19 protein-coding genes are annotated in these 23905 nt (G+C 42.7%); 4 read left to right on the plus strand and 15 right to left on the minus strand.

Annotation, left to right across the window (positions count from 1 at the left end; translation table 11 throughout):
- Positions 1-11 precede the first annotated feature (11 nt).
- Positions 12-1562: a signal recognition particle protein gene (ffh, locus tag JMX50_RS01775; protein WP_201628208.1), complete on the minus strand. Its 1551-nt coding sequence runs from the start codon at positions 1560-1562 to the stop codon at positions 12-14.
- Between the two features lie 426 nt (positions 1563-1988).
- Here ffh and JMX50_RS01780 point away from each other — a divergent pair, with 426 nt between their 5' ends.
- A complete protein-coding gene (locus tag JMX50_RS01780; RefSeq protein ID WP_201563273.1) occupies positions 1989-2795 on the plus strand; it encodes an inner membrane protein YpjD in 807 nt (268 codons plus the stop codon).
- 112 nt (positions 2796-2907) lie between these two features.
- Here JMX50_RS01780 and purU read toward each other — a convergent pair whose 3' ends face one another.
- Both purU and JMX50_RS01790 read right to left on the minus strand, forming a co-directional pair.
- Positions 2908-3837, minus strand: a complete 930-nt coding sequence (gene purU, locus JMX50_RS01785) for a formyltetrahydrofolate deformylase (protein ID WP_227670858.1) — start codon at positions 3835-3837, stop codon at positions 2908-2910.
- A 197-nt stretch (positions 3838-4034) separates the two neighbouring features.
- Entirely contained in the window at positions 4035-9761 is a 5727-nt protein-coding gene (locus JMX50_RS01790; protein ID WP_201628209.1) for an Ig-like domain-containing protein, read from the minus strand.
- A gap of 485 nt (positions 9762-10246) precedes the next feature.
- Between JMX50_RS01790 and rpmB the strand changes: the two genes are divergently transcribed.
- Positions 10247-10483, plus strand: coding sequence for a 50S ribosomal protein L28 (gene rpmB / locus JMX50_RS01795; RefSeq protein ID WP_149488796.1), 237 nt, complete (start codon positions 10247-10249; stop codon positions 10481-10483).
- Positions 10484-10638: 155 nt separating this feature from the next.
- The gene (gene rpmG / locus JMX50_RS01800; RefSeq protein ID WP_010201403.1) at positions 10639-10794 is read left to right on the plus strand and encodes a 50S ribosomal protein L33; all 156 of its coding nucleotides are present in this window, start codon (positions 10639-10641) and stop codon (positions 10792-10794) included.
- 139 nt (positions 10795-10933) lie between these two features.
- Here rpmG and JMX50_RS01805 read toward each other — a convergent pair whose 3' ends face one another.
- The 12 genes from JMX50_RS01805 to ispH all read right to left on the minus strand — a co-directional run bounded on the left by JMX50_RS01805 (position 10934) and on the right by ispH (position 22783).
- Entirely contained in the window at positions 10934-11245 is a 312-nt protein-coding gene (locus JMX50_RS01805; RefSeq protein ID WP_201563278.1) for a hypothetical protein, read from the minus strand.
- A gap of 209 nt (positions 11246-11454) precedes the next feature.
- Positions 11455-11766 (minus strand): hypothetical protein, encoded by a 312-nt coding sequence (locus JMX50_RS01810; protein WP_183620456.1) that lies wholly within the window; start codon positions 11764-11766, stop codon positions 11455-11457.
- Between the two features lie 116 nt (positions 11767-11882).
- Positions 11883-12272, minus strand: coding sequence for a hypothetical protein (locus tag JMX50_RS01815; RefSeq protein WP_227670859.1), 390 nt, complete (start codon positions 12270-12272; stop codon positions 11883-11885).
- Positions 12273-12360: 88 nt separating this feature from the next.
- Positions 12361-13050 (minus strand): ribulose-phosphate 3-epimerase, encoded by a 690-nt coding sequence (rpe, locus tag JMX50_RS01820; protein WP_183620440.1) that lies wholly within the window; start codon positions 13048-13050, stop codon positions 12361-12363.
- Positions 13051-13185: 135 nt separating this feature from the next.
- Positions 13186-13422: a TIGR03643 family protein gene (locus JMX50_RS13165; RefSeq protein WP_227670876.1), complete on the minus strand. Its 237-nt coding sequence runs from the start codon at positions 13420-13422 to the stop codon at positions 13186-13188.
- Between the two features lie 369 nt (positions 13423-13791).
- The gene (fghA, locus tag JMX50_RS01830; RefSeq protein WP_201628210.1) at positions 13792-14685 is read right to left on the minus strand and encodes an S-formylglutathione hydrolase; all 894 of its coding nucleotides are present in this window, start codon (positions 14683-14685) and stop codon (positions 13792-13794) included.
- Positions 14686-14794: 109 nt separating this feature from the next.
- The gene (locus JMX50_RS01835) at positions 14795-16255 is read right to left on the minus strand and encodes a C13 family peptidase (protein WP_201628211.1); all 1461 of its coding nucleotides are present in this window, start codon (positions 16253-16255) and stop codon (positions 14795-14797) included.
- Positions 16256-16601: 346 nt separating this feature from the next.
- Complete coding sequence (htpG, locus tag JMX50_RS01840; RefSeq protein WP_201628212.1) at positions 16602-18602, minus strand: molecular chaperone HtpG; 2001 nt, start codon at positions 18600-18602, stop codon at positions 16602-16604.
- 247 nt (positions 18603-18849) lie between these two features.
- Entirely contained in the window at positions 18850-20370 is a 1521-nt protein-coding gene (locus JMX50_RS01845) for a catalase (protein WP_201619139.1), read from the minus strand.
- A 286-nt stretch (positions 20371-20656) separates the two neighbouring features.
- On the minus strand, positions 20657-21472 hold the full coding sequence (locus JMX50_RS01850; RefSeq protein WP_201628213.1) for a thioesterase family protein: 816 nt from the start codon (positions 21470-21472) through the stop codon (positions 20657-20659).
- Between the two features lie 113 nt (positions 21473-21585).
- Positions 21586-21825, minus strand: coding sequence for a hypothetical protein (locus tag JMX50_RS01855; RefSeq protein ID WP_201619141.1), 240 nt, complete (start codon positions 21823-21825; stop codon positions 21586-21588).
- Between the two features lies 1 nt (position 21826).
- Positions 21827-22783 carry a 4-hydroxy-3-methylbut-2-enyl diphosphate reductase gene (gene ispH / locus JMX50_RS01860; protein WP_201628214.1) on the minus strand — a complete coding sequence of 319 codons (957 nt, stop codon included), beginning with the start codon at positions 22781-22783 and terminating at the stop codon, positions 21827-21829.
- Positions 22784-23226: 443 nt separating this feature from the next.
- Here ispH and gmk point away from each other — a divergent pair, with 443 nt between their 5' ends.
- On the plus strand, positions 23227-23853 hold the full coding sequence (gene gmk / locus JMX50_RS01865; RefSeq protein WP_201628215.1) for a guanylate kinase: 627 nt from the start codon (positions 23227-23229) through the stop codon (positions 23851-23853).
- Positions 23854-23905: the final 52 nt, after the last annotated feature.

The following is a 23905-nucleotide window of genomic DNA, read 5'->3' on the forward strand; positions in this document are numbered from 1 at the left end:
TCAGCCATTATTTAAAAGCGTGTTTTAAATTTTTTCGGGCCTTGATTTTGCAACTCTTGCATCTGCTTTTGCATCTCTTCAGTGCTAGGCATATTGTTTGGATCAAGTCCCATCTGCTTTGCCATTTGCTGTGGGTTCACATCTTTAACACCACCTTGCTGACCGCCACCGCCGAATAATGGACCACCGCCGCCACCCGCTCCAGCGCCGCCGCCCATCAATCCTTGCATCGATTTCATCATTTTACTGATGCCTTCTGGCTTAGAAATCATCTTCATCATTTTTGCCATTTGCTTGTGCTGCTTGAGCAAACGATTGACGTCTTGAATCTCACGACCTGAGCCTGCCGCAATACGGCGCTTACGGCTTGGATTGATTTTATCTGGGTTTTTACGCTCAAATGGCGTCATTGAATTAATCAAGGCTTCCATCTCACGTACTTTTTCTTCTGGCTTGGCTTCTTCGACGGCTTTTTGCATATCAGAGCCGCCCATACCTGGCATCTTATCTAAAAAGCCTGCCATGCCGCCCATGCTTTTCATTTGCTGGAACTGGGTCAATAGATCTTCAAGGTCGAACTCGCCGCCCTTTTGCATCTTTTTCGCCATTTTTTCGGCTTTATCACGGTCGATCTTTTGCTCGACTTCTTCAACTAAACTTAAGACGTCACCCATACCAAGAATACGCTGAGCGATACGTTCAGGATGGAACAGCTCTAGCGCGTCTAGTTTTTCACCGCGACCTAAAAACTTAATCGGCTTACCGGTAATAGCGCGCACAGACAATGCCGCGCCGCCACGAGCATCACCGTCAGTCTTGGTTAAAATAACGCCCGTTAATGGCAGCGCATCGTTAAAGGCTTTGGCGGTATTGGCCGCATCTTGACCGGTCATCGCATCAACGACAAATAGCGTCTCAGATGGATTGACCGCCGCAGTTAACGCTTTGATTTCCTCCATCATCGCTTCGTCGATAGCCAGACGACCGGCAGTATCAATAATCAAAATATCTTGATATTGAATTTTCGCTTCTTCGATAGCACGTAGCGCGATATCAATTGGGTTTTCGTCGCTAGTTGAATTGACGAATTTGGCATTTACTTGCCCTGCTACTTGCTCAAGCTGGGCAATTGCTGCTGGGCGATAAACGTCAGCAGAAACTAGCATCACCTTTTTCTTATGGCGCTCTTGTAAAAATTTCGCCAATTTACCAGCCGTGGTGGTTTTACCTGCACCTTGCAAACCCGCTAATAAATAAACAACAGGCGGTTTACCAGTCATTTCAAGCTGCTGATTGGCGCTGCCCATCATTTCGGTCAGCTCATCGTGGACGATTTTTACAAACGCTTGTCCTGGCGCCAATTCTTTCAGCACTTCCGCACCAAGCGCTTGCTCTTTTACCCGCTTCACAAAATCACGGGTGACCGGTAGCGCGACGTCGGCTTCTAACAGCGCCATACGCACTTCGCGCAAGGTGTCTTTAATATTATCTTCGGTCAACTGCCCAGTGCCGACGATGTTACGCAGGCTCGACGATAAGCGTTCTGTTAAAGTATCAAACATAAATGACTCTCAATTAAAATAATTCTTAGTAAAAAAACTGTGACAACAATACGTCGTTAAACTTGGTTCAGCGTTAATTGCTGATAACTATTATTCAGATGTGCTATAGCATATGAGGTAGCGTTTTTATAAAAATCATTATAAAAAGCAGCACAGTATCAATACTATAGCATTAAGGCGCTGCAAAGCTTATAGTCGTTTTGCAAATGACAGTTTTCAAATGTAGGGTTAAATAAAGCTGACTATTTAATTTTATAGCTAATAAATACTAAATTTTAGCGCTACTGTCCTACAAGTGCTTATAATCAATCCGTAAGATGGCGCTCAATTGCTTGCCATTTTATGATAAATTGGATGATTATTCTAATCATTCTGATAATACCATTTTAGCATTCAATTGAGCGGCGATTTTGCGCTCATCATGAGATGAGGTTTTTTATCTTGCAACTTGCATTTTTACTGGCTGGCATGGTTTATATTTTGGTCAGCATCTACATTGGTTGGGCGCTGATTCAGGACAAACCTATCCACAAAGGCGTGAGCTTAGGTTTATTGGTTGTCGGTATGCTGGCACATGCAGCATTACTTTATCCGCATGTGGTCACGCTATACGGGCTAAATTTCAATCTATTTAACATCATTAGCCTGATCAGTTTATTTTTCTTATTTTTCTATGTTATTTTTAGCTTATACCGCCCTATCGTTAGTCTTGGCATTTTAGCAGCACCGACGGCATTGGTCGGGATGATTGTCGGTTATATCGGCCGCGCGCCTTATCGTCCCATCACGGATATCAGTGTCGGGCTTGAAGCACATATCCTACTATCGCTTGCCGCCTATTGTGTGCTGCTGATGGCAGCGCTGCAAGCGCTATTTTTACGCTTGCAAATACGCGAGCTGAAACACCAATCGATTCATCGCTTTTGGGTAAATAAACTGCCGTCGCTACAGAGCATGGAAAGTCTATTGTTCGACATGCTCTTGGTCGGCTTTGTCTTGCTAAGTATCGCGCTAGGGATTGGTTTTGTTTATGTAGAAGACTTGATGGCGCAGCACCTTGCCCATAAAACGGTATTTAGCGTGCTATCTTGGCTGCTATTTGGCGCATTATTATTAGGCAATTGGCGTGCAGGCTGGCGTGGTAAACGTGCTGCCAACATGACTATTTATGCATTTATTCTATTAGCAATTGGCTTTGTCGGTAGCAAGTTTGTGTTAGAGATGCTGTTATAAATTCAATTTTGCAGCAGCATTCTAATGAAAAAAAGGCCACCAGTATTAAATACTAATACTGGCGGCCTTTTTTTGCGCTCTTATTTCGGTTTAAAACCGTTTTAACATAAAGCTAATTAAAAACCACGGTCTTATTACCCGCCACAATCACGCGGTTTTGCACATGCCAATTCACCGCGCGCGCCAAGACATTGCGCTCGATATCACGGCCAATAGCACGTAACTCTGTCACCCCTTGGCGATGAGTCACACGATGGACGTCTTGCTCAATGATAGGCCCTTGATCAAGCTCGGCTGTAACATAGTGCGCGGTCGCTCCGATAAGCTTGACGCCTTTCTCATAAGCCTGACGATAAGGATCAGCACCGACAAACGCGGGCAAAAATGAATGGTGAATATTGATGACTTGCATCGGCCAACGTTTAACAAAATCAGATGATAAAATCTGCATATAACGCGCTAATACCAGCAAATCATTGCCTGCCATCAAGGTATGAATCCGCTCTTCCGCCTCGGCTTTGTTATCCTTAGTAACTGGCACATAATGAAAGGTTATGCCAAAGTTTTCTACCGCTTGGCGCAAATCTTCATGGTTACTAACGACAGACGTAATCTCGCAATCGAGCAAGCCGCGCTGATGCCGCCACAGTAAATCTAACAAGGCATGGTCGAACTTTGACACTAAGATGCCAACCTTGGTTTTAATCGCATTGTTATGTAAGCGCCACGCCATATTATGGCGCTTAGCCACCGTATGACCGAAGCTGGCTTCAAAGTTATCCATAATCTCGCTCAAGCCTGCTAATGCAAACTCCAAACGCATAAAATATTGCCCGCCTTCGTGAGCAGTTGAATACTGATCGAGCGTAATAATATTACCGCCATAACGATGAATAAACTCAGATACGGCTTGTACAATGCCCGCTTGATCGCGGCATTTAATCAATAGCGTCGCGGTATCAATAGCCGCCGCAACTGGTATGTTTTGAGAATTTTTGCTCGACTTTATGCTTGCTGTAGCAGTCGTGGTATTGTCTGACATAATGCGCCCAATTAAAAATGAAACGTGCTGCTTACTTTGAATATGCATAGCAGCATAGGAAATCGACTATTCTAATCGCTTTTGCAGAACTTTGCTGATTGAGTTGCTTGTATTTGGTTATTGAGATTATGAATACAAAAACCCCCAACGCGGGGTTGGGGGTTTTGTAAAATGCTAATTAAAAAATTACTGCGCTTTTATTCAACTTTTAGGGTTTTAGAAAAACCGAATCCATTGTTACTTACATCAACAGTTGAACCTAGTTCAAATGCTTTACCAAAATCTATAATATAAGAATTAAAGCCTGCAGTTGGTGCGTTGGCTGAAGTCTCACCATTGATAGAAACACTGTAATTTGGTGAATAAGGTGATAAAGCAACCTTAGTACGCGATGTATTCTCATTAATAGTTACACTCATACTATTGGTACAAGTCGCTCCACCATCACCAAATGGGCTAGTATTATTAATCCAAGGAGTTATCAGAGTTGACCCATTTACTGATAAATCATCTACTGAAGTTGGTAACTGATAATTAATACTTTGGGTGTTCTCACTACCATTTAAGAAAGTAGAAGCGTCAAAGCGCACTTTTACCCAGTTCGAATAGCGCAATGGATAGCGAATCTCAAAATCAGCACGACCTTCATTATTAGTAACGAAGGTATAACTGTCATCCGATACTGTTCCACCAATAATAGCGACTGGGTTAATCGCTTCCAGTGTACCATTAGCATTTTTATCTTCATTCAGGATAATGTCAGTATCTTTATCTAGAGTATAATTATAGTTTGCATCTTCTGTAGGATACCATCCAGACTTTAGAGGTACTGGAGTCTTCTCAGAGAAAGATCTTGGTTCAGGCGTTGTCACACTAATGAGCTTACCATTCTCATCAAACTCCTTAATATCAGCCGCTTGATAAGTTACGGTACTATCTAATAAACAATATTTTCCTTGTGCGTATTCAGTAGCATAAGACTTAACCGAAACTTCCTGATTCGGTACAGCACGTCCTGAGCCATCCATGACAGATATTGAGCCACGTATCGTATAATAGATATCATCAGATGATAATTTATTACTGAATGCTAAAGTAGTATATACCGCTTCTTCTGAGACGGTGATATTAGCAGTCTTGATACCAATACCTGCATTGTCTTCTAATAAACGTGCATTAATAATCACGCCACCAATAGGAGAGCTAGCATTAGCCTGATAAATAACACGTGCCTCACCTCTACTGTTTGTTACTGCTGTGGCAGCAGATAAGCGACCTGCCGATGAGTCTGAGGCGCGACTAAATACCACCGTTTGCCCTTCTACTGGTACATCATTTTTATCTTTAACCGTAGCAATAACTTCAGTGCTACCACCTGGAGTAATAACAGATCTAACTGCTTGGAATAGCATTCTAGCAGGTGTGGTAGCTCGGAATCGCGTATCAACAGTAGCTCTATAACGTGGTTCACCATTTTGCAATGTATCGCCCAATATAGTCGCTTGTAAAGCAGTAATGCCAGCAAGCTGCGATGTTAAAGTAACTGGTATCGTAATAATATTGCCATTTATATTAGCGGCGTCAATGGTTTTTGTAACAATAACTTTGTTGCTAGCAGCACTACCATCTGCAAATTCACCAAGCGTCGTTTGTACTTCGACTTGCTTACCAATCAGACCTTCCGCTTGTACCGCTGTATCACGACGTATCTGGATATTTATGGTTTGTGGGGTGTTTACATCATAAACGTTTTTAACATCAATAAAGCTGATACCTGCTTGTGAGACTTTGACCAAATCAATACTGCTTAAGCTACGTTGATTATTTATCTTATTTTCACCGAAAGCACGGGCATACACACGTAGGTTACCATTACTATCAAACGATAAGGCATCCTCACTGATATTAAAACTCGCTTTACCATCCGCATCGGTAATTGCTGTAGCAGTAGTAGCTATAATATTACCGTCTTCACCTATCAACTCCATACCAGAATTGGCAATAGCATGTCCAGCGCCATCTACCAGAGTGGTACTAATAGTAGTTATTTCCCCATCTTTCAGCTTAGTCTCTGTAGCAGCAAGGGTAATTTCAGTACCTACTGCTGACAAGCTAAGAGATTTTTCTTCACGTACTTGCATACTGACTTTACCATCTGCACCGTACTGTGGCGTAACGATTTTAGCATTAATCACTACACTATGATTTAGACGGGCATTGACCGTATTGGCAGCTAAGATAACACCAACATCGATCTGACCATTAGCATCCGTCGTTACCATACTTGGAGTCGTTAAAGCTGCGCCGCTTGCTTCTAGATTCTCAATACTAAACTGTACAGGCACCCCTGCTAGAACACCACCACTACTGTCAGTCACACGGAATATCGCATTCGTTTGGTCACCACCAGTATTTAATGTGGATTTATCAGAGGATGCTATGAGCTGATAACTATCGACTGTTGCGTTATCTACAGCAACGATATAGTTTTGCTCTAATTTAACGTTTTCTACGGTCGTCGTAGTTGCTGTTAAACGAATACCTGCTTGTAATATAGCTTGGTTGACACTCGCACCTGCTTCAAGCTTAAGGTCAAAAGTTGCCACGCCATCGCTATTAGTGTTAATAGTACCGTTAGAAACGCTAACCCCAGTTTTTATAGGATCGTCTACATTTAAACGAACAGCACGATTAGCAATAGCACCATCTTTATTTTCTAAACGAACGAATACCTTAAATGTATCACCTTTGGTATTAACAACTTTATTTGCCCCAATACTAAGACTTTCCTTGGTACCACTTGGATCTGGGGTAACTGTAGTCACTGAACTGGCTTGGGTTACTATATTACCATTAGCATCAGCTGCTGATAATCCAATAGAAAAGCTGTTGGCGTTTTTCGCAATCTCTGCTTTCTGTGCATCAGTTAAGTTATTAGGTACAGCGACAGTAAAGACAGCTTTACCCGAATTATCAGTAGTTTGACTATTACCTGATACTAGTGTGACGCCTTGGCTGGCAATAGCTGCTGGCAGCGCCAAGAATACTTTTTGGCCCGCAACAACTTTTGGCTCTACTGATTTGTCTGCAACAGTCACTTCAATTTGAGTTTCTCCACCATTTAGATTCAGTGGGTTTGTCTGTTTAGCAATCAAAGAGATTGCAGCAGTCATAGACTGTACTTTGATTTTAACTTGCTGCTGCTTGCCTGTTAGCGTCTCTGTCAAGGTGGCGGTTAATACTTCCTTGCTAAGCGCTTCTTTTTCCGCATCAGTTAAACTACCTGGGACCACAACATTAAAGTTAACTAAGCCATTTTCATCTGTAGTAGCAATGATATTTGACGAACCATTCTGCGCATTTACTATTAGAAGACTTGCTAGTGATTTGTTTTCAAATATTAATTTGACTGGCTGGCTAGTTATTTGTTCATCAGTTGACTGGTTGTTAAGCTGGGCTTGTATCGTAACATTACTACCTACATTGTTAAGAATGTAGCCAGCTTGATTGTCAATGTTATTAGTTGCATTAAGAATACTTAAGTCAACTTTAGGAGTCGTGATATTAACTTGACTGATTTCAGAGTAGGTAATGCCTTTTTCGACATAGGACAGCTGATAGTTAATACCAGTAAGCTTAAGCTTAGCTCGCTCTTCTGCTGTTAAGGTGTTGGGAATACTAACTATAAAGGTTGTCTCACCATTAAAATCAGTTATTGCCGATTCTGTATTGATGGTAACGCCATAGTCAATCGCTACTTTACCCAACTGAATAGCAACTGCTTGTCCTGTAACAGGTAATTGCTTATCTTTGGTCGATAGCTTGACACTAATAGTGCCTTTACCACCAAGCTCGCTAATAGTTGGTGTTTCGATAGATGCAAATTGGATGGCGCTTAACGGTTGCTCCACCTGAATAGTTTGAATAATTTTAGACTGAGTACCATCTTGATCAGTTACGATAGCAGTATAACTAATGCCTGTCTTGATAAGTTGATCACGTTGGGCTTGGGTTAGACTTTGGCTAATACCAATATTAAATTCTGCTATACCACTACCGTTAGTAGTTTGCTGATTACCTTGAATAGTAACACCTGTACTCGAACCTTCATTAAGAACTAGTTTTACGGTTCTGCCATCTGCAGCGCTACCATTTTTACGTTTGGCTGCAATTTGCAATTTAAATTGATTTTCTAAGATATTCACGGTAGTAGGAATACTTTGGGCAGTTAACGTGATATCACTTTGACCAATCTCTGAACCAATAACAATTGGGCTGCTACTCGCTATACTACTAGCACCAGAAGCTTCAACTGCTTTCACAGCTAATGCAAAATTACTGGCTTTTTCTAATGCTGCTTTCTGTGCTTCACTCAGGCCTGCAGGCACACGTACCACGTAGCTTACAACACCTTTGTCATTAGTAGTCTGTTCAGTACTACCATCAATAGTTAGTAAGCCTTTACTTGTCAAAGCAGTTGGTAGAGTCGCTGAAACTAATTGATTGGCTACTGCTCCACCATTTTGGTTATTTACCCTAAAGCTAATAACTGCACTACCACCAGAGCTTGAGATTTGTTTCTTATCACTTCCTTCAAAACTAACAATATTTTGTGCGAGCGGTATTTCAACTAAGCTTTCAAACGTTTTGGCTGTTACAGAATTATTAGGTTCTGACAGAGTAGCAGTATAGCTAATGCCGTTTTCAGCAAGTGCCTTTCGCTCAGCGTCGCTTAATCCTGGCGCTATAGACAAAGTAACAGTAGCTTGACCTTTACCATCTAGCGTTAACTGATTACTTGCTAAGCTTACGCCCGTAGGCGCATTATTCAGTTTGAAAGCGACTTTAGCGCCTTCAATTTTGGTAGGAACAGCCGCACTGATAGCAGCAGCCGTGAGCGTAAGACTTTGTGTATCACCATAAGCACTAAGTTTATTTGAATTTCCTGTAACCTTTAAATTATAGTCAGAAACAGGCAACCCCACCTTTAAGCTATCAGTTACGCTTTTGCTTGCCCCACTCTTTTCTCGAATATTAAGAGTATAAGTAATACCTTTTAATAGTTTTTCGCGTGCAGCTTCTGATAGATTCTCATCTATTTTAATATTAAAATTTACAATACCTTTACTATCAGTTACTTGACTAGCAGGACTAATAGATACGCCTTCTAAAGGTATAATTCCTAAACCTACTGTTACATCAGGAGCCAAAGTACCTTTTTCATCTTTGACTTCAACACTAAATATACCCGTATCACCAAAAGGATTTAAAATATCATTAGAGACAGAGCTCGTCTTGATATTAGGCCTCACACTAAGCTTACTCACTATTACCTGAGTCCCATCTCCACTACCTTTTTTACTGACAGAAACCTTAAGTTCTTGCGGTGCAATAGCCGTACCATCAGCTTTCTTAGCGCTAGCTATTAATGTAAAGCCGCTTTTTATCAGCGCCACTTTATCAGCAACTGCTTGTGGATTTAGCTTTAATGCATATACAGCGTTACCATCACTGTCAGTAGTTTGGGTACTCTGACCTTCAATAGTGATACCGTTATTTTCAGAATCCACTACCTTTAGAGTCACAGCTTTACCAACCATTGCTCCACCAGATATCTTCTCAACAGCTTTAACAGTTACATTAAAGCTTGTTTGTTCATCAGACAGCTCAATGATAGTAGGCATTGTACTAAGTTTTTGAATAAAGAATTCAGGCTCAACGTCTGGCACTTGTTCAGCGCCACCAGTATTACCATTACCACCAGTACCACCACCTGTACCAGGTTGAGTAACACCCAAATCAGGTGGAGGAGCGATAGAATCTACCGTGTCACCATCACCGCCACAGCCTGCTAATGCTAGTGCGCAGGTTAAAGAAGTAAGCTGAAATAACTTAGAAGTCAGAGGTAGTGAGCTATATGACATTTTTGAACTCCGCGGCGAACGCAATTTGTTTGAGTAAATACACATAATCATTACATGGCTTCATATTTGATGAGTAATGATACATGAACTTACAATAATAACAGTTGTATTAACAGATTGTATTAAATATATAACCGCAACTTTACTGACTTTTGTCATAACTTACAACTAAAAAATGAATCTTTACTATTAAATAATCAATCACATAGCGCGCGCAATTCAGGGTATAATAGCTATCGTTTAAAGCGGCGATTATTATAAAAATATTTGAGTATTCTTTACTTTTATGGTATAAATGTCGGCTTTAAAATTTTCTGAATTGGTTTGCCTGTTATTTGCCTTTAGATGACAGTAATATCAGCTCAACCTTAATAATAGTTTTGTTTGGTGCAAAGCTGCCGCTTGCTGTGTCCATGCCGCAAAAACGTGCAACTTGCCCAGACTGGTATGAGAATCCCTCATACCTCATAGATTAGGAGTTCGCCATGTCTAGAGTTTGCCAAGTGACTGGAAAGCGCCCTATGGTGGGTAATAATGTTTCGCACGCAAACAACAAAACCCGTCGTCGCTTTCTACCAAACCTTCATAACCATCGTTTTTGGGTAGAGTCTGAAAATCGTTTTGTACGTCTACGTGTGTCTACCAAAGGTATGCGCACTATCGACAAACTTGGTATCGACAAAGTGTTAGCGGATCTACGCGCACAAGGTCAAAAAGTTTAAGTAAAAACTGGCAGTCTATCTTAGCGATGATTGTCGCTATTTGGACTGCTCTGAAGCTAGCGATTGATTGGCTGATAAAGCCAGCATCGTTAGCGACTTAATCCTTTAGACCCATACCCATCGTTTGAAGACCCCTCATTTACAGGAAAGCTATCATGAGAGATAAAATTAAGTTAGTATCAACTGCTGGTACTGGGTATTACTATACCACTACCAAAAACAAGCGCACTATGCCTGGCAAAATGGAAATCAAAAAGTTTGATCCAAAAGTACGCCAGCATGTGATCTTTAAAGAAGCTAAAATCAAATAATTGCTGTTTTTTATAAAATGTATTTTTTATAAATATGTTCTATAAATAAATTATTTGAACAAAAAAAGGGTTTATCAAATGATAAACCCTTTTTTATTGCCAATTTTTTGACCATTTATTCGCTTTAACCAGCGATTAACTAACTATAATGCGTTGGCTCTTTATCATAGACATGGGCATGCCACTGGCTCATCTGCTTTTGCATAATTACTTGAATCGCGGCATGAATCATATGCTGACCAATCGCCTGCGTATCACTGCCAAGTATTTCTTTGAGCTTTTCAGAAAAATCAATGGTCATAAGTGGCGCTTCATCTTGTTCAGCGTCACGTAATAATAAGCGACCATCATCCGCTTCTACCAGCTCAAGCGTGGTTTCTTTGGCGAATCCTGCAAACTGATCGCTATTATCACTATCTACTTCTATGTCATTATCAATATCGTATGGCATTCATTTATTCCTTATTATCCCGTTTTACACCTGTAAAAATGCGGTCATGTTATTCATTAAAGCGCTCGTCTTACAGTCATGCGGGCAAAACTATCTTACTCATACAATGGACGCTTTACGCCTACAATTCAAGGGCTGACGTCCAAGTCTTTTGCATAAATGCACTTTATCCGTGCCTTTATCGGTGCTCATGCGCCAAAAATTGATGCTTAACGCCAATAGCGCAATTTTGCCAAGGTAAATAAGAAGGCGACGAACATACCAAGATAATAGGTCAGCTTAAGCTCAAGCGTAGGGTCACGGTATTTGAACGGTAAAGCAACGGTGGCAGTGGCGGTCGGTATTATCAGCAGCATAAGCAGCCAATTTTCAAAGACGTGTAGCCAGCCTTGCAGCCCGGTACCGTGACGCAGGTAGGATAAACCTAATAGCAAACAGGCTATAATCAGCGCAATAAATAAACCGTTTGGAAGGTCTTTTGGGAAAATGATATCGGTGATTTTCTTAGAAGATGTGGCCATACTAGCAAGTGTCCAGTCACGTCATAAAGCGCGACTTATTAATGAGGAGAAATCGATAAATGTGATAAAGGCAAAGTTTTAAATCATAAAAACATCAGTATTATGAGGCACTTATATTAGCTATAAGTACCCATTAGCCAAAGGATCGATATACAAGAGGTTAAATAACCCAAACTAATGGCATTCCAGCTTGCTATATGTAAGCCTTTAACCTTATTCAAAATGCGCGAACCTACCCAGAAAAACAGCGGAATACCAATCATAAAGGCTGGCACTATTACCGCCGCATGGCGTAACACCTCTCCCACATCCTCACCAATCAGCAAGCGAAAGCCGTAACCGGCAAGACTTAATATCAAGGCAAAAGCAGCCATGCCAATGGTAATACCCTTGGGCACTAAGCTAGGTGATGGCAAGCTAGGTGATTGCGAGCCAGCTTGCTGCGACTCAGTCTCTTTAACAGATTGAGACGGTACTGGGGCGTTAACGGGCTTTTGCTTATCCATATTTCACCTTTGCATGACTTGTTATTGGTCATGATTCTATGATTATCACTCTATAGTTATCATTCATTCTGATGGCTACAAAGGGTGATTAGTAGCCATTTGCCAAGGCCAACTCTGCGCGCATGGCATCGATAGCCGCTTTATAATCTTCTTGGTTAAAGATAGCGGAACCGGCGACAAACATATCCGCACCTGCTTCGGCAATCGCACGGATATTACTGGCTTTGATGCCGCCATCGACTTCCAATCTGATGTCACGACCACTGGTAATGATACGTTGACGAACTTGGCGGACTTTGTCTAATGTGCCTTCGATAAATGACTGACCACCATAACCAGGATTCACACTCATGAGTAAGATTTGATCAACTTTATCCATGACATAATCTAAATAATGTAGCGGCGTCGCTGGATTTAATACCAAGCCACATTCAGCCCCACCATCTTTGATAAGCTGCAAAGAGCGGTCAATATGGGCGCTGGCTTCTGGATGAAAGGTGATTACACTCGCACCCGCCTCTAAAAACTGCTCAATCATACTATCGACTGGCGACACCATCAGGTGGACATCGATGGGCGCCTCAATACCATAGTCACGTAGCGCTTTACATATCATGCTACCAAAAGTCAGATTGGGCACATAATGGTTGTCCATTACGTCAAAATGGATGACATCCGCACCCGATTCTAATACACGCTCTACTTCTTCACCCAGTCTGGCAAAGTCAGCAGATAATATAGAAGGAGCGATTAGATACGGTTTAGAGGGGCTAATCATAGTTGAGCTACCTAATTGAGGTTTGTATAAAAGTTTAATAAAGAAGATTGTTAATAAATATTGTTAGCATTTAAATAACTGGTTTTAAAAGATTAGCTGTCAATAACTGACTATTAAATCAATAAAGCTAAATAACTAGCGCGGCTTATATTGGGTTTTGCAATAAGCGCGACCGACATCAAACGGGCGCTTGGCTTGATGCTTAGTTGCACGGTTGGTGACACGCTGACGCCATAAGCGAAAAGATGACGGTTTTAATGTTTGACGCATCAATTTAATGACCGCTGTCTCATCGAGAGCATAGCCATGTTGTATCGCTTCAAACGGCGTCCTGTCTTCCCACGCCATCTCTATCACCCGTGATAGTTGCACGGCATCAAGTTCTTTAGCGGCAGTTGCAGAAGATGATTTGTCGTTACTGGCAGCTGGCTTTAGATTGCTTTTTTGCGCAATACTATCTTGCTGCTTATTTTCTTGCTGCTTATCTTTGATAGCAGCAGCCATATCAGCTTGCATAACCGTAAGCAATGATTCGGCTTTTTGCGTTGTATTATTTGCACCCGCATTTGCCGACGCTATCAGACTGTTTATCATAAAACCTTACCTTTAAACACATTGATTATCCAACCAAGCTCTATTTTATACCAATAACTGCACTTGGTTAAATAATCAGCGTAACTGTCTGTCAAGTTATATAACGGGCTATCCGTTTAGTTAATAGGCGGTCATTATTTAACCGGCTTAACCCATCTGCGCCATACGCCAGTGATGTTCAATATGATCATCAATCACTGTCTGAATAAAGTAATAGCTGTGGTCGTGGCTAGCAAGATAGCGCAATGTCAGCGGCTGCTGTGCCTTATTACAAGCTTCTTGGAGCTTAGAGGTTTGCAGTTGCCCTTCTGCTAAGAAGTTATCAGCACCCCCTTGATCGACCAAAATATTGGTGTATTGCTGCCCAACTTCCATAATCAGCTGTGCAGCATCTGCTTGCGCCCATAATGATTTATCATCATCACCAAAGTATTCTGTATAAGCGGCCTGCCCCCACGCTGACTCACTGGCTGCACAAACAGGCGATAAGGCGGAGACACTGACAAACTTACTTGGGAACTTAAAGCCCAACAATAACGCGCCGTGACCGCCCATTGAGTGCCCAGTGATACCAATACTATCAATCGGAAACTCAGAGCGCAGCAAATCGTATAATTCATCAACGATATAGCTTTGCATATTAAAGTGTTCTGACCACGGTGCTTGCGTCGCATCAACATAGTAGCTTGCGCCCTGCCCGACAAAATAACGCTCATCGTTTGGCACATCGTGACCTTCACTGCTTCTAGGAGACGTATCAGGCGCAATAAAAATCATGCCAAGCTCACTGCATTTTTGTTGAAAATGGGCTTTATGAGTGACGTTATCAGCATTACAGGTCAAGCCTGAGAGATATAAAAGCGCGGGACAGCGGCGACCGGCAAGCGCTTCATCTGGCAGATAAATACTAAACGTCATCTGCGTTTTGGTCGACGTCGACTCGTGGCTGTAGTAATGCTGCTCTCCATCGAAACAGCGATTGACACTTTTTTGGGTCAACTGGCTACTGGCTGAAAAACTATGGTTATAAGCATTATTCATGAGTAATATCCTCTGTATCTAAGATAAAATAAGCGTTGAGAGTTAATCGGTCATTCGTGATTAATAGTTAATAGTGAGAAATTCGTGTTTAGCATTTAGCAATTAATGTTTAATCAATAGCAGCAGGAGCAATATTTACCGGCACATTTGCAGCAGTATCAGCATTGGTACTATTGCTCATGCTAGCAAGCGACGGCCGTGTTTTATCAAACAAGGCTTGCTCAAATGCTGGCAAGGCGGTTTCCATTAAGCTACCAATGACCATTTGCGGCTCTGATGGCTCAAAACCCATATAAAGCTCACGCTCTTGTACCCGGTAAGCGGCGTCTTTAAAGGCATCAGAAAAGCTGGTGTTTTCACGCAAACTTTCGGCAAAGAATGCTTGACCAAAATAGGTCATCTCAGCGGTATTGGTACAGCCAAACGACATCTTATCAGCAGCTGAGGCGGTAATCACCACCGTCGTTGGAGAGGCCAATTCATCGATAAATGAGCCTGAATAGCACGCGGACACCACGATGACACGCCAACGAATACCGGAAGCATCCAACGCCTCACGCAGCCAAGTAGCGTCCAAATTGTCCATCGCTAGCGGCGGATTTGATAGATGAATAAAATCTTGATCGCCATGCGATGATAAGGTCATAAATAGCACATCTTCATCGGCATTCATCTGCTGACCGATGGTTTTTAAACCGCGCAAGATACTGGTCTTAGTCGCAATGGGTTCATCCAACCAAGTGTAATTATTATTGATCAATGCCAGTGAATGCCCGCTGGTACCAAAGCGCACATCGAACAGCTCACGGACTTTATTAATCTCAGAGCGAAAGACGTTTTGATCTGAAAATCCTGCCACGCCCATAAAATACCAGTCGCTTTTACCCGGTATACTGGGGTCAATGCGGTCTAGGGCTTGCTGCAGCAATCTTGGCTGCTCGTATAAGGCCGCCTCTTCTAGTACCGGTTCAACAGGGATTTGCTTAAATATCGGCTGGTCAGCGACATTGCGCTGCCAAATGGTCAATAATGCCACTGCCCCTATGATGACAATAATGCGCTCCCACCAAGGGACTCGCAAGCGCCGAGAGAAAATCCATAACAAAGCCAATGTTTGCCATAAAAACAGCACTAAAAACAATATCGGTAAAAGTGAATAGCTCCAATTTGGTAGCCAGCCATAGCTGCCAAAAAACTGCACAAGGCTTTGCAGTAGCGCAGATAAGGTATCGGCGACTAACCACAGCACCACAGGCACAAAAACCAGCGCTTGATTACCGGCGCGGCGTGCCAAAATAATGCCGCCCAACAGAATAATCATCGGCCAAATTAAATAGCTGACCAATCCTTGCTCATTAAAGACGCTACCATTCTCTGCCGCCAACCACGAAAAAAGCACATTACTACCCAGTGCTAATAAGGCGAAGACCGCAAACTGGATAAAGGTGGGTTTTACCCAAGAAAACGCCCGCGTTGACCCTACTAGCATCCATAAGGTTGCAATAATATTGGCAGCGAAATTGAGCGAGAAGCGCTGAAGCGAGACAGTTTTTAACGACGCAAGTGACAAAGACTTAGACCTCTAGCCAGTCGAGAGAAATAACGCAAATCAATGATAATGTATTTTGCTGCGCACAACGTTTAATAGGCTGTTTAATATGATTAACCTACGTTTTTTAGAGAGCTTATTGGCAGCAATTTTATATCTGATTTACGATAAAATGGGTATAGGACGCGAAAAGCGCAACGAAATCGTTTAGCGCGCTAATCTGTCACAATTGTAACGGATTGTCGGTCAAGAGCATAAGGCTGATTTGTAAAAATCGCTTGAAGATTCCTCTAAAAACCTATTAAAAAAGGAGGCCTTAGCATTAAGACCTCCTTTTTTATCAAAACCTTCTATCAAACCTTAAACATTATCTCATCAATAGCTCATTGACGCGCTTTAGATAGGCAGCAGGATCATCTAACTGACCACCATCCGCCAATAATGCTTGGTCAAAAATCACTTGCGCAAGCTTGTCAAAATCGCCGTCAGACTGCTCGCTACTCTCAAGCTTTTTAATCAGCGGGTGATCAGGGTTGACCTCAAGCGTCGGCTTGCTTTCTGGTACATCTTGACCCATTTGCTTGAGCATTTGAATCATTTGTGGCGACAGCTCACCTTCACCAACCACCAAACAAGCTGGACTATCGACCAAACGTGTTGAAACTTTAACATCTTTGGCGCGCTCGCCTAGAGCCGTCTTTAACTTATCAACAACAGGCTTCATGGCCTCCACAGCTTTTTCCGCTTCAGCTTTTTCCGCTTCGTCTTGCAAGTCGCCCAAATCAACCGCACCTTTAGCGATATTTTGTAGCGGTGTCTCATCAAATGAGGTTAAGAAGTTCATCGCCCATTCATCGACACGACTGGTCATCAAAATAACTTCGATGCCTTTTTTCTTAAATAGCTCTAATTGAGGACTGTTTTTTGCCGCCGCCAAATTATCAGCCGTTAGATAATAGATGGCTTTTTGACCGTCTTTCATGCGCGCTTTATAGTCTTCAAAGCTGGTCGCAACCTTATCGTCGGTGCTTGTAGCATAACGCAGCAATTTAGCAATACGCTCTTGATTGCCCATGTCTTCGCCAAGACCTTCTTTGATAACATCGCCAAATTCGCTATAGAACTGCGCAAATTTTTCTTGCTTATCGGCATCTTCGCTATTAGCAAGACTTGCTAGCAAGGTTAAAATACGACGCGCGTTACCATCACGGATAGATTTTACATCACGCGATTCTTGTAAGATTTCACGGCTGACGTTAAGTGGCAAGTCCGCTGAATCGATGACCCCTTTAACAAAACGCAGGTACATCGGCAATAACTGCTCAGCTTCATCCATGATAAAGACGCGTTTGACATACAGCTTTAGACCATGCTGCTGCTCACGCGTATATAAATCTACCGGCGCTTTTTTAGGAATATAAAGCAGCTGGGTATATTGCACGCGTCCTTCAACACGGTTATGCGTCCACGTCAGCGGCGCATCCATGTCATAAGTGATGTTTTTATAAAAATCGACATACTCATCATCTTCAATTTCAGATGCTGAACGTGTCCAAAGCGCGCTGGCTTTGTTGATGGTCTCCCATTCGTCAGTCAGTACCATTTGTCCATTGGCAGGCGTGTCACTTCCTTCCTCAACCTCATCTTCTTGCCAAACTTCTTTACGCATCTGAATCGGCAAGCTGATATGGTCTGAGTATTTATTGACCAAACGCTTGATTTTGCCGCGGTCTAAATAATTGTCTTCGCCTGCCGCATACTCTTCTTTTAGATGCAAAGTGATGGCGGTGCCGCGCGTGGCTTTAGTGATAGGCTCAACGGTAAAGCTACCGGTGCCATCTGACACCCAGCGCACGCCTTTATCGGCAGTCTCGCCCGCTTTGCGTGATTCAACGCTGATGGTGTCAGCAACGATAAAGCCTGAATAGAAACCAACGCCAAACTGGCCGATTAATTGACCGTCTTGTTTTTGCGAGTCAGACAATTTATCTAGAAAAGCCTTGGTGCCAGATTTAGCAATCGTCCCTAAGTTCTCAATCGCATCCGCTTCATTCATACCAATACCATTATCGGTAAAGGTAATGGTTTTAGCATCTTCATCAATATCAATACGGATTTTTAACTCGCCATCGTCCTCATAAAGACTGTCATCATTGGTCGCTTCAAAGCGCAATTTATCGCAAGCATCAGAGGCGTTTGAGACCAACTCACGCACAAAAATATCGGCGTTAGAATAGAGCGAATGGGTTACTAAATGCAGCAGCTGCGCCACTTCTGCTTCAAAGGTATGTTTTTTTAATTCAGGGGTGTCTTTATTAACATCAAGGTCATTAGCGTTTTTATTGTCCGCTTGGGTCTGTTCACTCATAAAAACTCCTATTATTGTTACCAAAAATGCTGTTGCCAGCACATATAAATCGCAAATTTTCAAATACCAACAGTGTCGCCAATCTGCTTAATAAGACTGGACTTTAAATACTGTTAGGCTGCTTAATCAGATAGGGGCACGGGCGAAAATTTCAAGCTCGAACAAGCCAAAAATAGTTATTAGTCATAAAAAAACCGCCCTAGTTTCCTAGAGCGGTACTTTTAAATCAATTGTTATAATTTGCAGTCTATAGACAGCTAGGCAAATCGCGTGCGGGATCAGACTCGCGCGCTGCCATCGCATCTTCCACAGTCAATCCTAATGCCTTGGCAACACCTTCACCATAAGCAGGGTCACACCAGTTGCAGTTACGGATATGACGATACTTAATAAAGTCTAACGCATCACCCATCGCTCTTGCGGTATTATCAAACAGTGCCTGCTTTTGCTCATCGTTCATCAGATTGAATAAAGCACGTGGCTGACTGAAGTAATCATTTGAGTCTTCACGGAAATCATAGTGATCCGCATAGCCATCAATCTTGAGTGGCGGCTCAGCATACTGAGGTTGATCTTGCCATTGGCTAAAGCTGTTTGGCGTGTAATGTGGTCGACCGCCGTAGTTGTCGCCTATTCTACCTTCACCATCGCGGTGATTGCTGGTGACCGGACAACGTGGTTTGTTCACTGGAATCTGCTTATGATTGACCCCAACACGATAACGCTGAGCATCTGCATAGCTAAACAAGCGGGCTTGGAGCATACGATCTGGTGAGGCACTGATACCAGGTACTAGATTGTTCGGCGCAAATGCTGCTTGTTCTACGTCTAAGAAATAATTGTCCGAATTTCTATTGAGTTCGAACTCGCCGACTTCAATCAGTGGATAGTCACCTTTTGGCCAGACTTTGCTCAAATCAAATGGATGGTACGGCACGGTATCGGCTTCTTCTTCTGGCATGATTTGTACGTACATTTTCCATTTCGGGAAATCGCCATTCTCAATAGCTTCAAACAAGTCTTTTTGATGGCTTTCACGATCCATACCGACGAGCGCTTCGGCTTCGGCATCGGTTAGGTTTTTGATACCCTGTTGGGTAACGAAGTGGAATTTGACCCAAAAACGCTCATTGTCGCGATTGATAAAGCTATAGGTATGCGAGCCAAAGCCATGCATGTGTCTATACGATGCTGGCAGACCGCGATCGCTCATGGTAATGGTAACCTGGTGTAGCGATTCTGGCAATAACGTCCAAAAATCCCAGTTGTTGGTCGCTGAACGCATATTGGTACGTGGATCACGCTTAACCGCTTTGTTCAAATCTGGAAACTTACGTGGATCACGGACAAAGAATACTGGCGTGTTGTTACCGACCAAATCCCAAATACCTTCATCGGTATAAAACTTCAAAGCAAAACCACGAATATCACGCTCAGCGTCAGCCGCGCCGCGCTCGCCTGCGACTGTACTAAAACGCGCAAACATCTCGGTCTGCTTGCCCACTTCGCTAAAAATATCAGCGCGAGTATATTTGGTGATATCGTTGGTTACGGTAAATGTACCAAACGCGCCAGAACCCTTAGCATGCATACGACGCTCTGGAATAACTTCACGGTTTAAATCGCCCAGCTTTTCATTCAACCATAAATCTTCTGCCAAAAGCGGCCCGCGTTTGCCAGCGGTTTTACTGTTTTCGTTATCAACAACAGGGGCACCATTGCTCATCGTCAGTGGGGTGGTATCGTAAGGGCATTTCTTATCGCTCATCATCATATTCCTTTTGAGATAAATTGAGTGTGGCGTTTATTATTAAAACTTATCATAGCAACCATGAGCTACTTTGATATCTTGTTGGCTTCCATTACAACCGATTTTTAATTATTTGTATAATAGATTAATTACATAATTTTCATTTATGTTATATAACATAGACTGATTTCTAGCTGTTTAATAAAAGCTGCTTCACAATGTTAGATGTTACTAAAAACTAGGATGCTATTAAAAGCTACAATGGCTCACTTAAGTGCAGCCAGCCAAAGATATCAGGTTAAAATTAGCGCGGCATCGGACGAATGGTCAAGATTTGCTCGCTACGACCAAATGGACCATGTATATCATGCAGTACCGCACTCGTCAGCCCTATGCCATCAGTGCCGTATTGCTGCATGGCTTCGATGCCAAGCCATTTACCTGTTGGGATACGATGCATATGGATTTGCAAATCCGTATTGGGAAACATCCACTCTAACTGCGACAACCCAAGACCGAGGCGTGGCACCACGCCATTGGCGGTATCAACCATGCCTAGTAGATGCACCAAATCATCAGTAGGCAAGCCCTCTACCATCTCGACATCGTTGGTGATCCATACCATGCCACGACCAGGACGACGGTCTGGATCAGCCACTAAGCGCACGCTTTCGATAAAACCGCCCGGCCAGCCTTTCATATCATCCCAAACCGGCAATTCCTCAGGTTGATACCGAGCCTTTTGATCTTCAAGTCCTGCAATCTCACTGGTATCTTGGGTCATAAGACGCCATGCACGCGCAATAATCGCATCCCGGCCACGACTGCTCATGACCGCTTCAATCAACTCAATGGTCTTACCCGGACGGATACAACGGGTGGTAATCGTAAAGTCATCAAGTGGAATCAAGCCTAAAATGTCTAGGCTAATACGGGCAATACGGGTGTTGGCTTGCGGTGCATAGCCTTGGAGCTCCGCTGTCAGCAATCCTGTCGCTGGTGCCATATGCTGCTCATGCTCATTCCAAGCGCCTTGTGCATGCTTGGTTGGCTGATAATGAGCAACGCTGACGCCGCCTTCTTGCTGTTCGCGTTTGATAAAATGATAATAAGCTGACATGAACATCCTTAACCTTTAATCCAATCTTTTTTGTTGACTCAGTACTTTTAATCGCAGTCAGAAGTCAATGTTGTTATAAATATAGTTAAACTTAGCTTACCTGTATAACTAACTTATTTGGTAAGCTCTTGTTTTCTCATCGTTAGCAGTGTGCGACTTTTGGCCATTACGAATAGGAAGAAAGCCATAATGGCAATAAGCGCACCATATAGCAGGCTGTAATCTCTCATAAACTGCGCGATATTCATAAAAAGCACCAATATCAACATGACAATGGTAAACATATTGATTTTCAATTGCTTATTAATCTCATCAAGCGACGCCTCTGCCAAGACAAACTTCTGCTTTTTCATGTTATTTACCTACTTGCGTGACCGGAATACGTAAGGCTTTCGGTAAACTAAAAGTGACATTTTCCTCGATACCTGACAGCTCACTCGGTAAATCACCGCCCCAATCTTGCAGCTGCTGTAATACTTCTTGAATCAATACCTCAGGCGCTGACGCCCCAGCGGTCACACCGACGCTTTGTATACCATCAAACCAACGTCTATCCATCTCGGTGGCGTTATCAATCAGATAAGCACGGCAATCCATACGCTCGGCCAATTCACGCAAACGGTTAGAGTTTGACGAGTTTGGCGAACCAACTACTAAGACCACCTCACAGCGACCGGCTAAATCTTTGACCGCATCTTGGCGGTTTTGGGTGGCATAGCAGATATCGTCTTTACGCGGGCCTTGGATACTCGGGAATTTTTCGCGCAATGCATCGATAACGCGCGCGGTGTCATCCATCGACAAGGTTGTTTGGGTAACAAAAGCTAAGTGCTCAGCATTTTGGACACTCAAAGCTTCGACATCGGTTTCATTTTCGACTAAATGAATCTCACCGCCGTGGCGACGATTAAAGCGCCCCATGGTGCCTTCTACTTCAGGATGTCCTGCATGACCGATCAATACCGCATCCATACCGTCTTGAGCAAATTTTGCCACTTCGATATGTACTTTGGTAACGAGCGGACAAGTCGCATCAAATACCGTTAAGTCACGGCGCTGTGCTTCATCTTCCACCGCTTTTGAGACGCCATGAGCTGAGAAAATAACGATTGAACCATCGGGTACTTCATGCAGCTCTTCAACAAACACCGCACCGCGATTGGCCAAATCAGACACCACAAATTTATTATGGACGACTTCATGACGCACATAAATGGGTGGCTCAAAACGTGTCAATGCTTCGTTCACTATCGCAATCGCGCGATCTACACCAGCACAAAATCCACGTGGATTGGCAAGATAAATTTGCATAAGAAGGCCTATCATTAGATAATTTATAGTTAAAGCTAAATATCAAACAGCTTCACATTAAAAACGGGGATAAAATCAATGCTCTACTTTAGCATAATTTGCTTTTATTGCCTTTGAAAATAGCCATGTTTTAAATTAACAACACATTGGCTAAAGCGCCTTTTCATTTAAAAATCACTTCAGAACAACTGCTAAGTAATGAAAAGCTGGCGCTAAATAAAATAAAAGCCCTAAAAGCAGTTTATAATAAGGCATCGATTACCATTCAATATAAGTTTCTAGCGCCATACCTGATGGCGTTTTTTATTTTTACCAGTTTTTAGCCATTTACTAAGACAGTTTTGGGTCTTTTAGCAGTACAGATTTTTACTAGCCTAGATTTTGCTAAGACATGCTTTATTAGAGCTGACTTTATTAAGAAACAATCCATTAGGAAATACTGTATGACAGGTTCATTATTTATTATTACCGCCGCTTCGGGTACAGGCAAGACTTCACTGGTAAAGCAGTTATTGGCCACCACCAATGATTTGACTGTCAGCGTGTCGCACACCACGCGCGCCCCGCGTCCCGGTGAGATTGATGGTCATCATTATCATTTTACCGATGTTGATAAATTCGTCACCGCCATCGGTGAGGGCAAGTTTTTAGAACATGCCGAAGTGTTTGGCAATTATTATGGTACTTCAGAGCAAAGCGTGCGGGCGCAGTTAGAAGCTGGCGTTGATGTTATCCTAGAGATTGATTGGCAAGGGGCGCTACAAGTGAAAAAAATCTTCACTGACGCGACGATGATTTTCATTTTGCCGCCAAGTATTGCTACCTTACGTCAACGTCTATCGACGCGCGCGCAAGATACGCTAGAAGTGATAGAGCAGCGTTTAGCAGGCGCAGTCACTGAGATGGCACAATACGTACATTTTGATTTTGTGATTATTAATGATAATTTCGAAGTTGCACTAACTGAGCTCAAAGCCGTTATCGTCGCTGATAGACAGACGCTTAAACGCCAACAGCAGCGTTACCATCGCACCATTACCAACTTACTGAGTACTAAAGTAGAAGAGTAGCCAAAAGAAAAGGGAAAGGGAAAGGGAAAGGGGAATGCTAAAGTCGCATTAT

It is taken from the genome of Psychrobacter maritimus (assembly GCF_904846345.1).
In the GTDB taxonomy this organism is placed as follows: domain Bacteria; phylum Pseudomonadota; class Gammaproteobacteria; order Pseudomonadales; family Moraxellaceae; genus Psychrobacter; species Psychrobacter maritimus.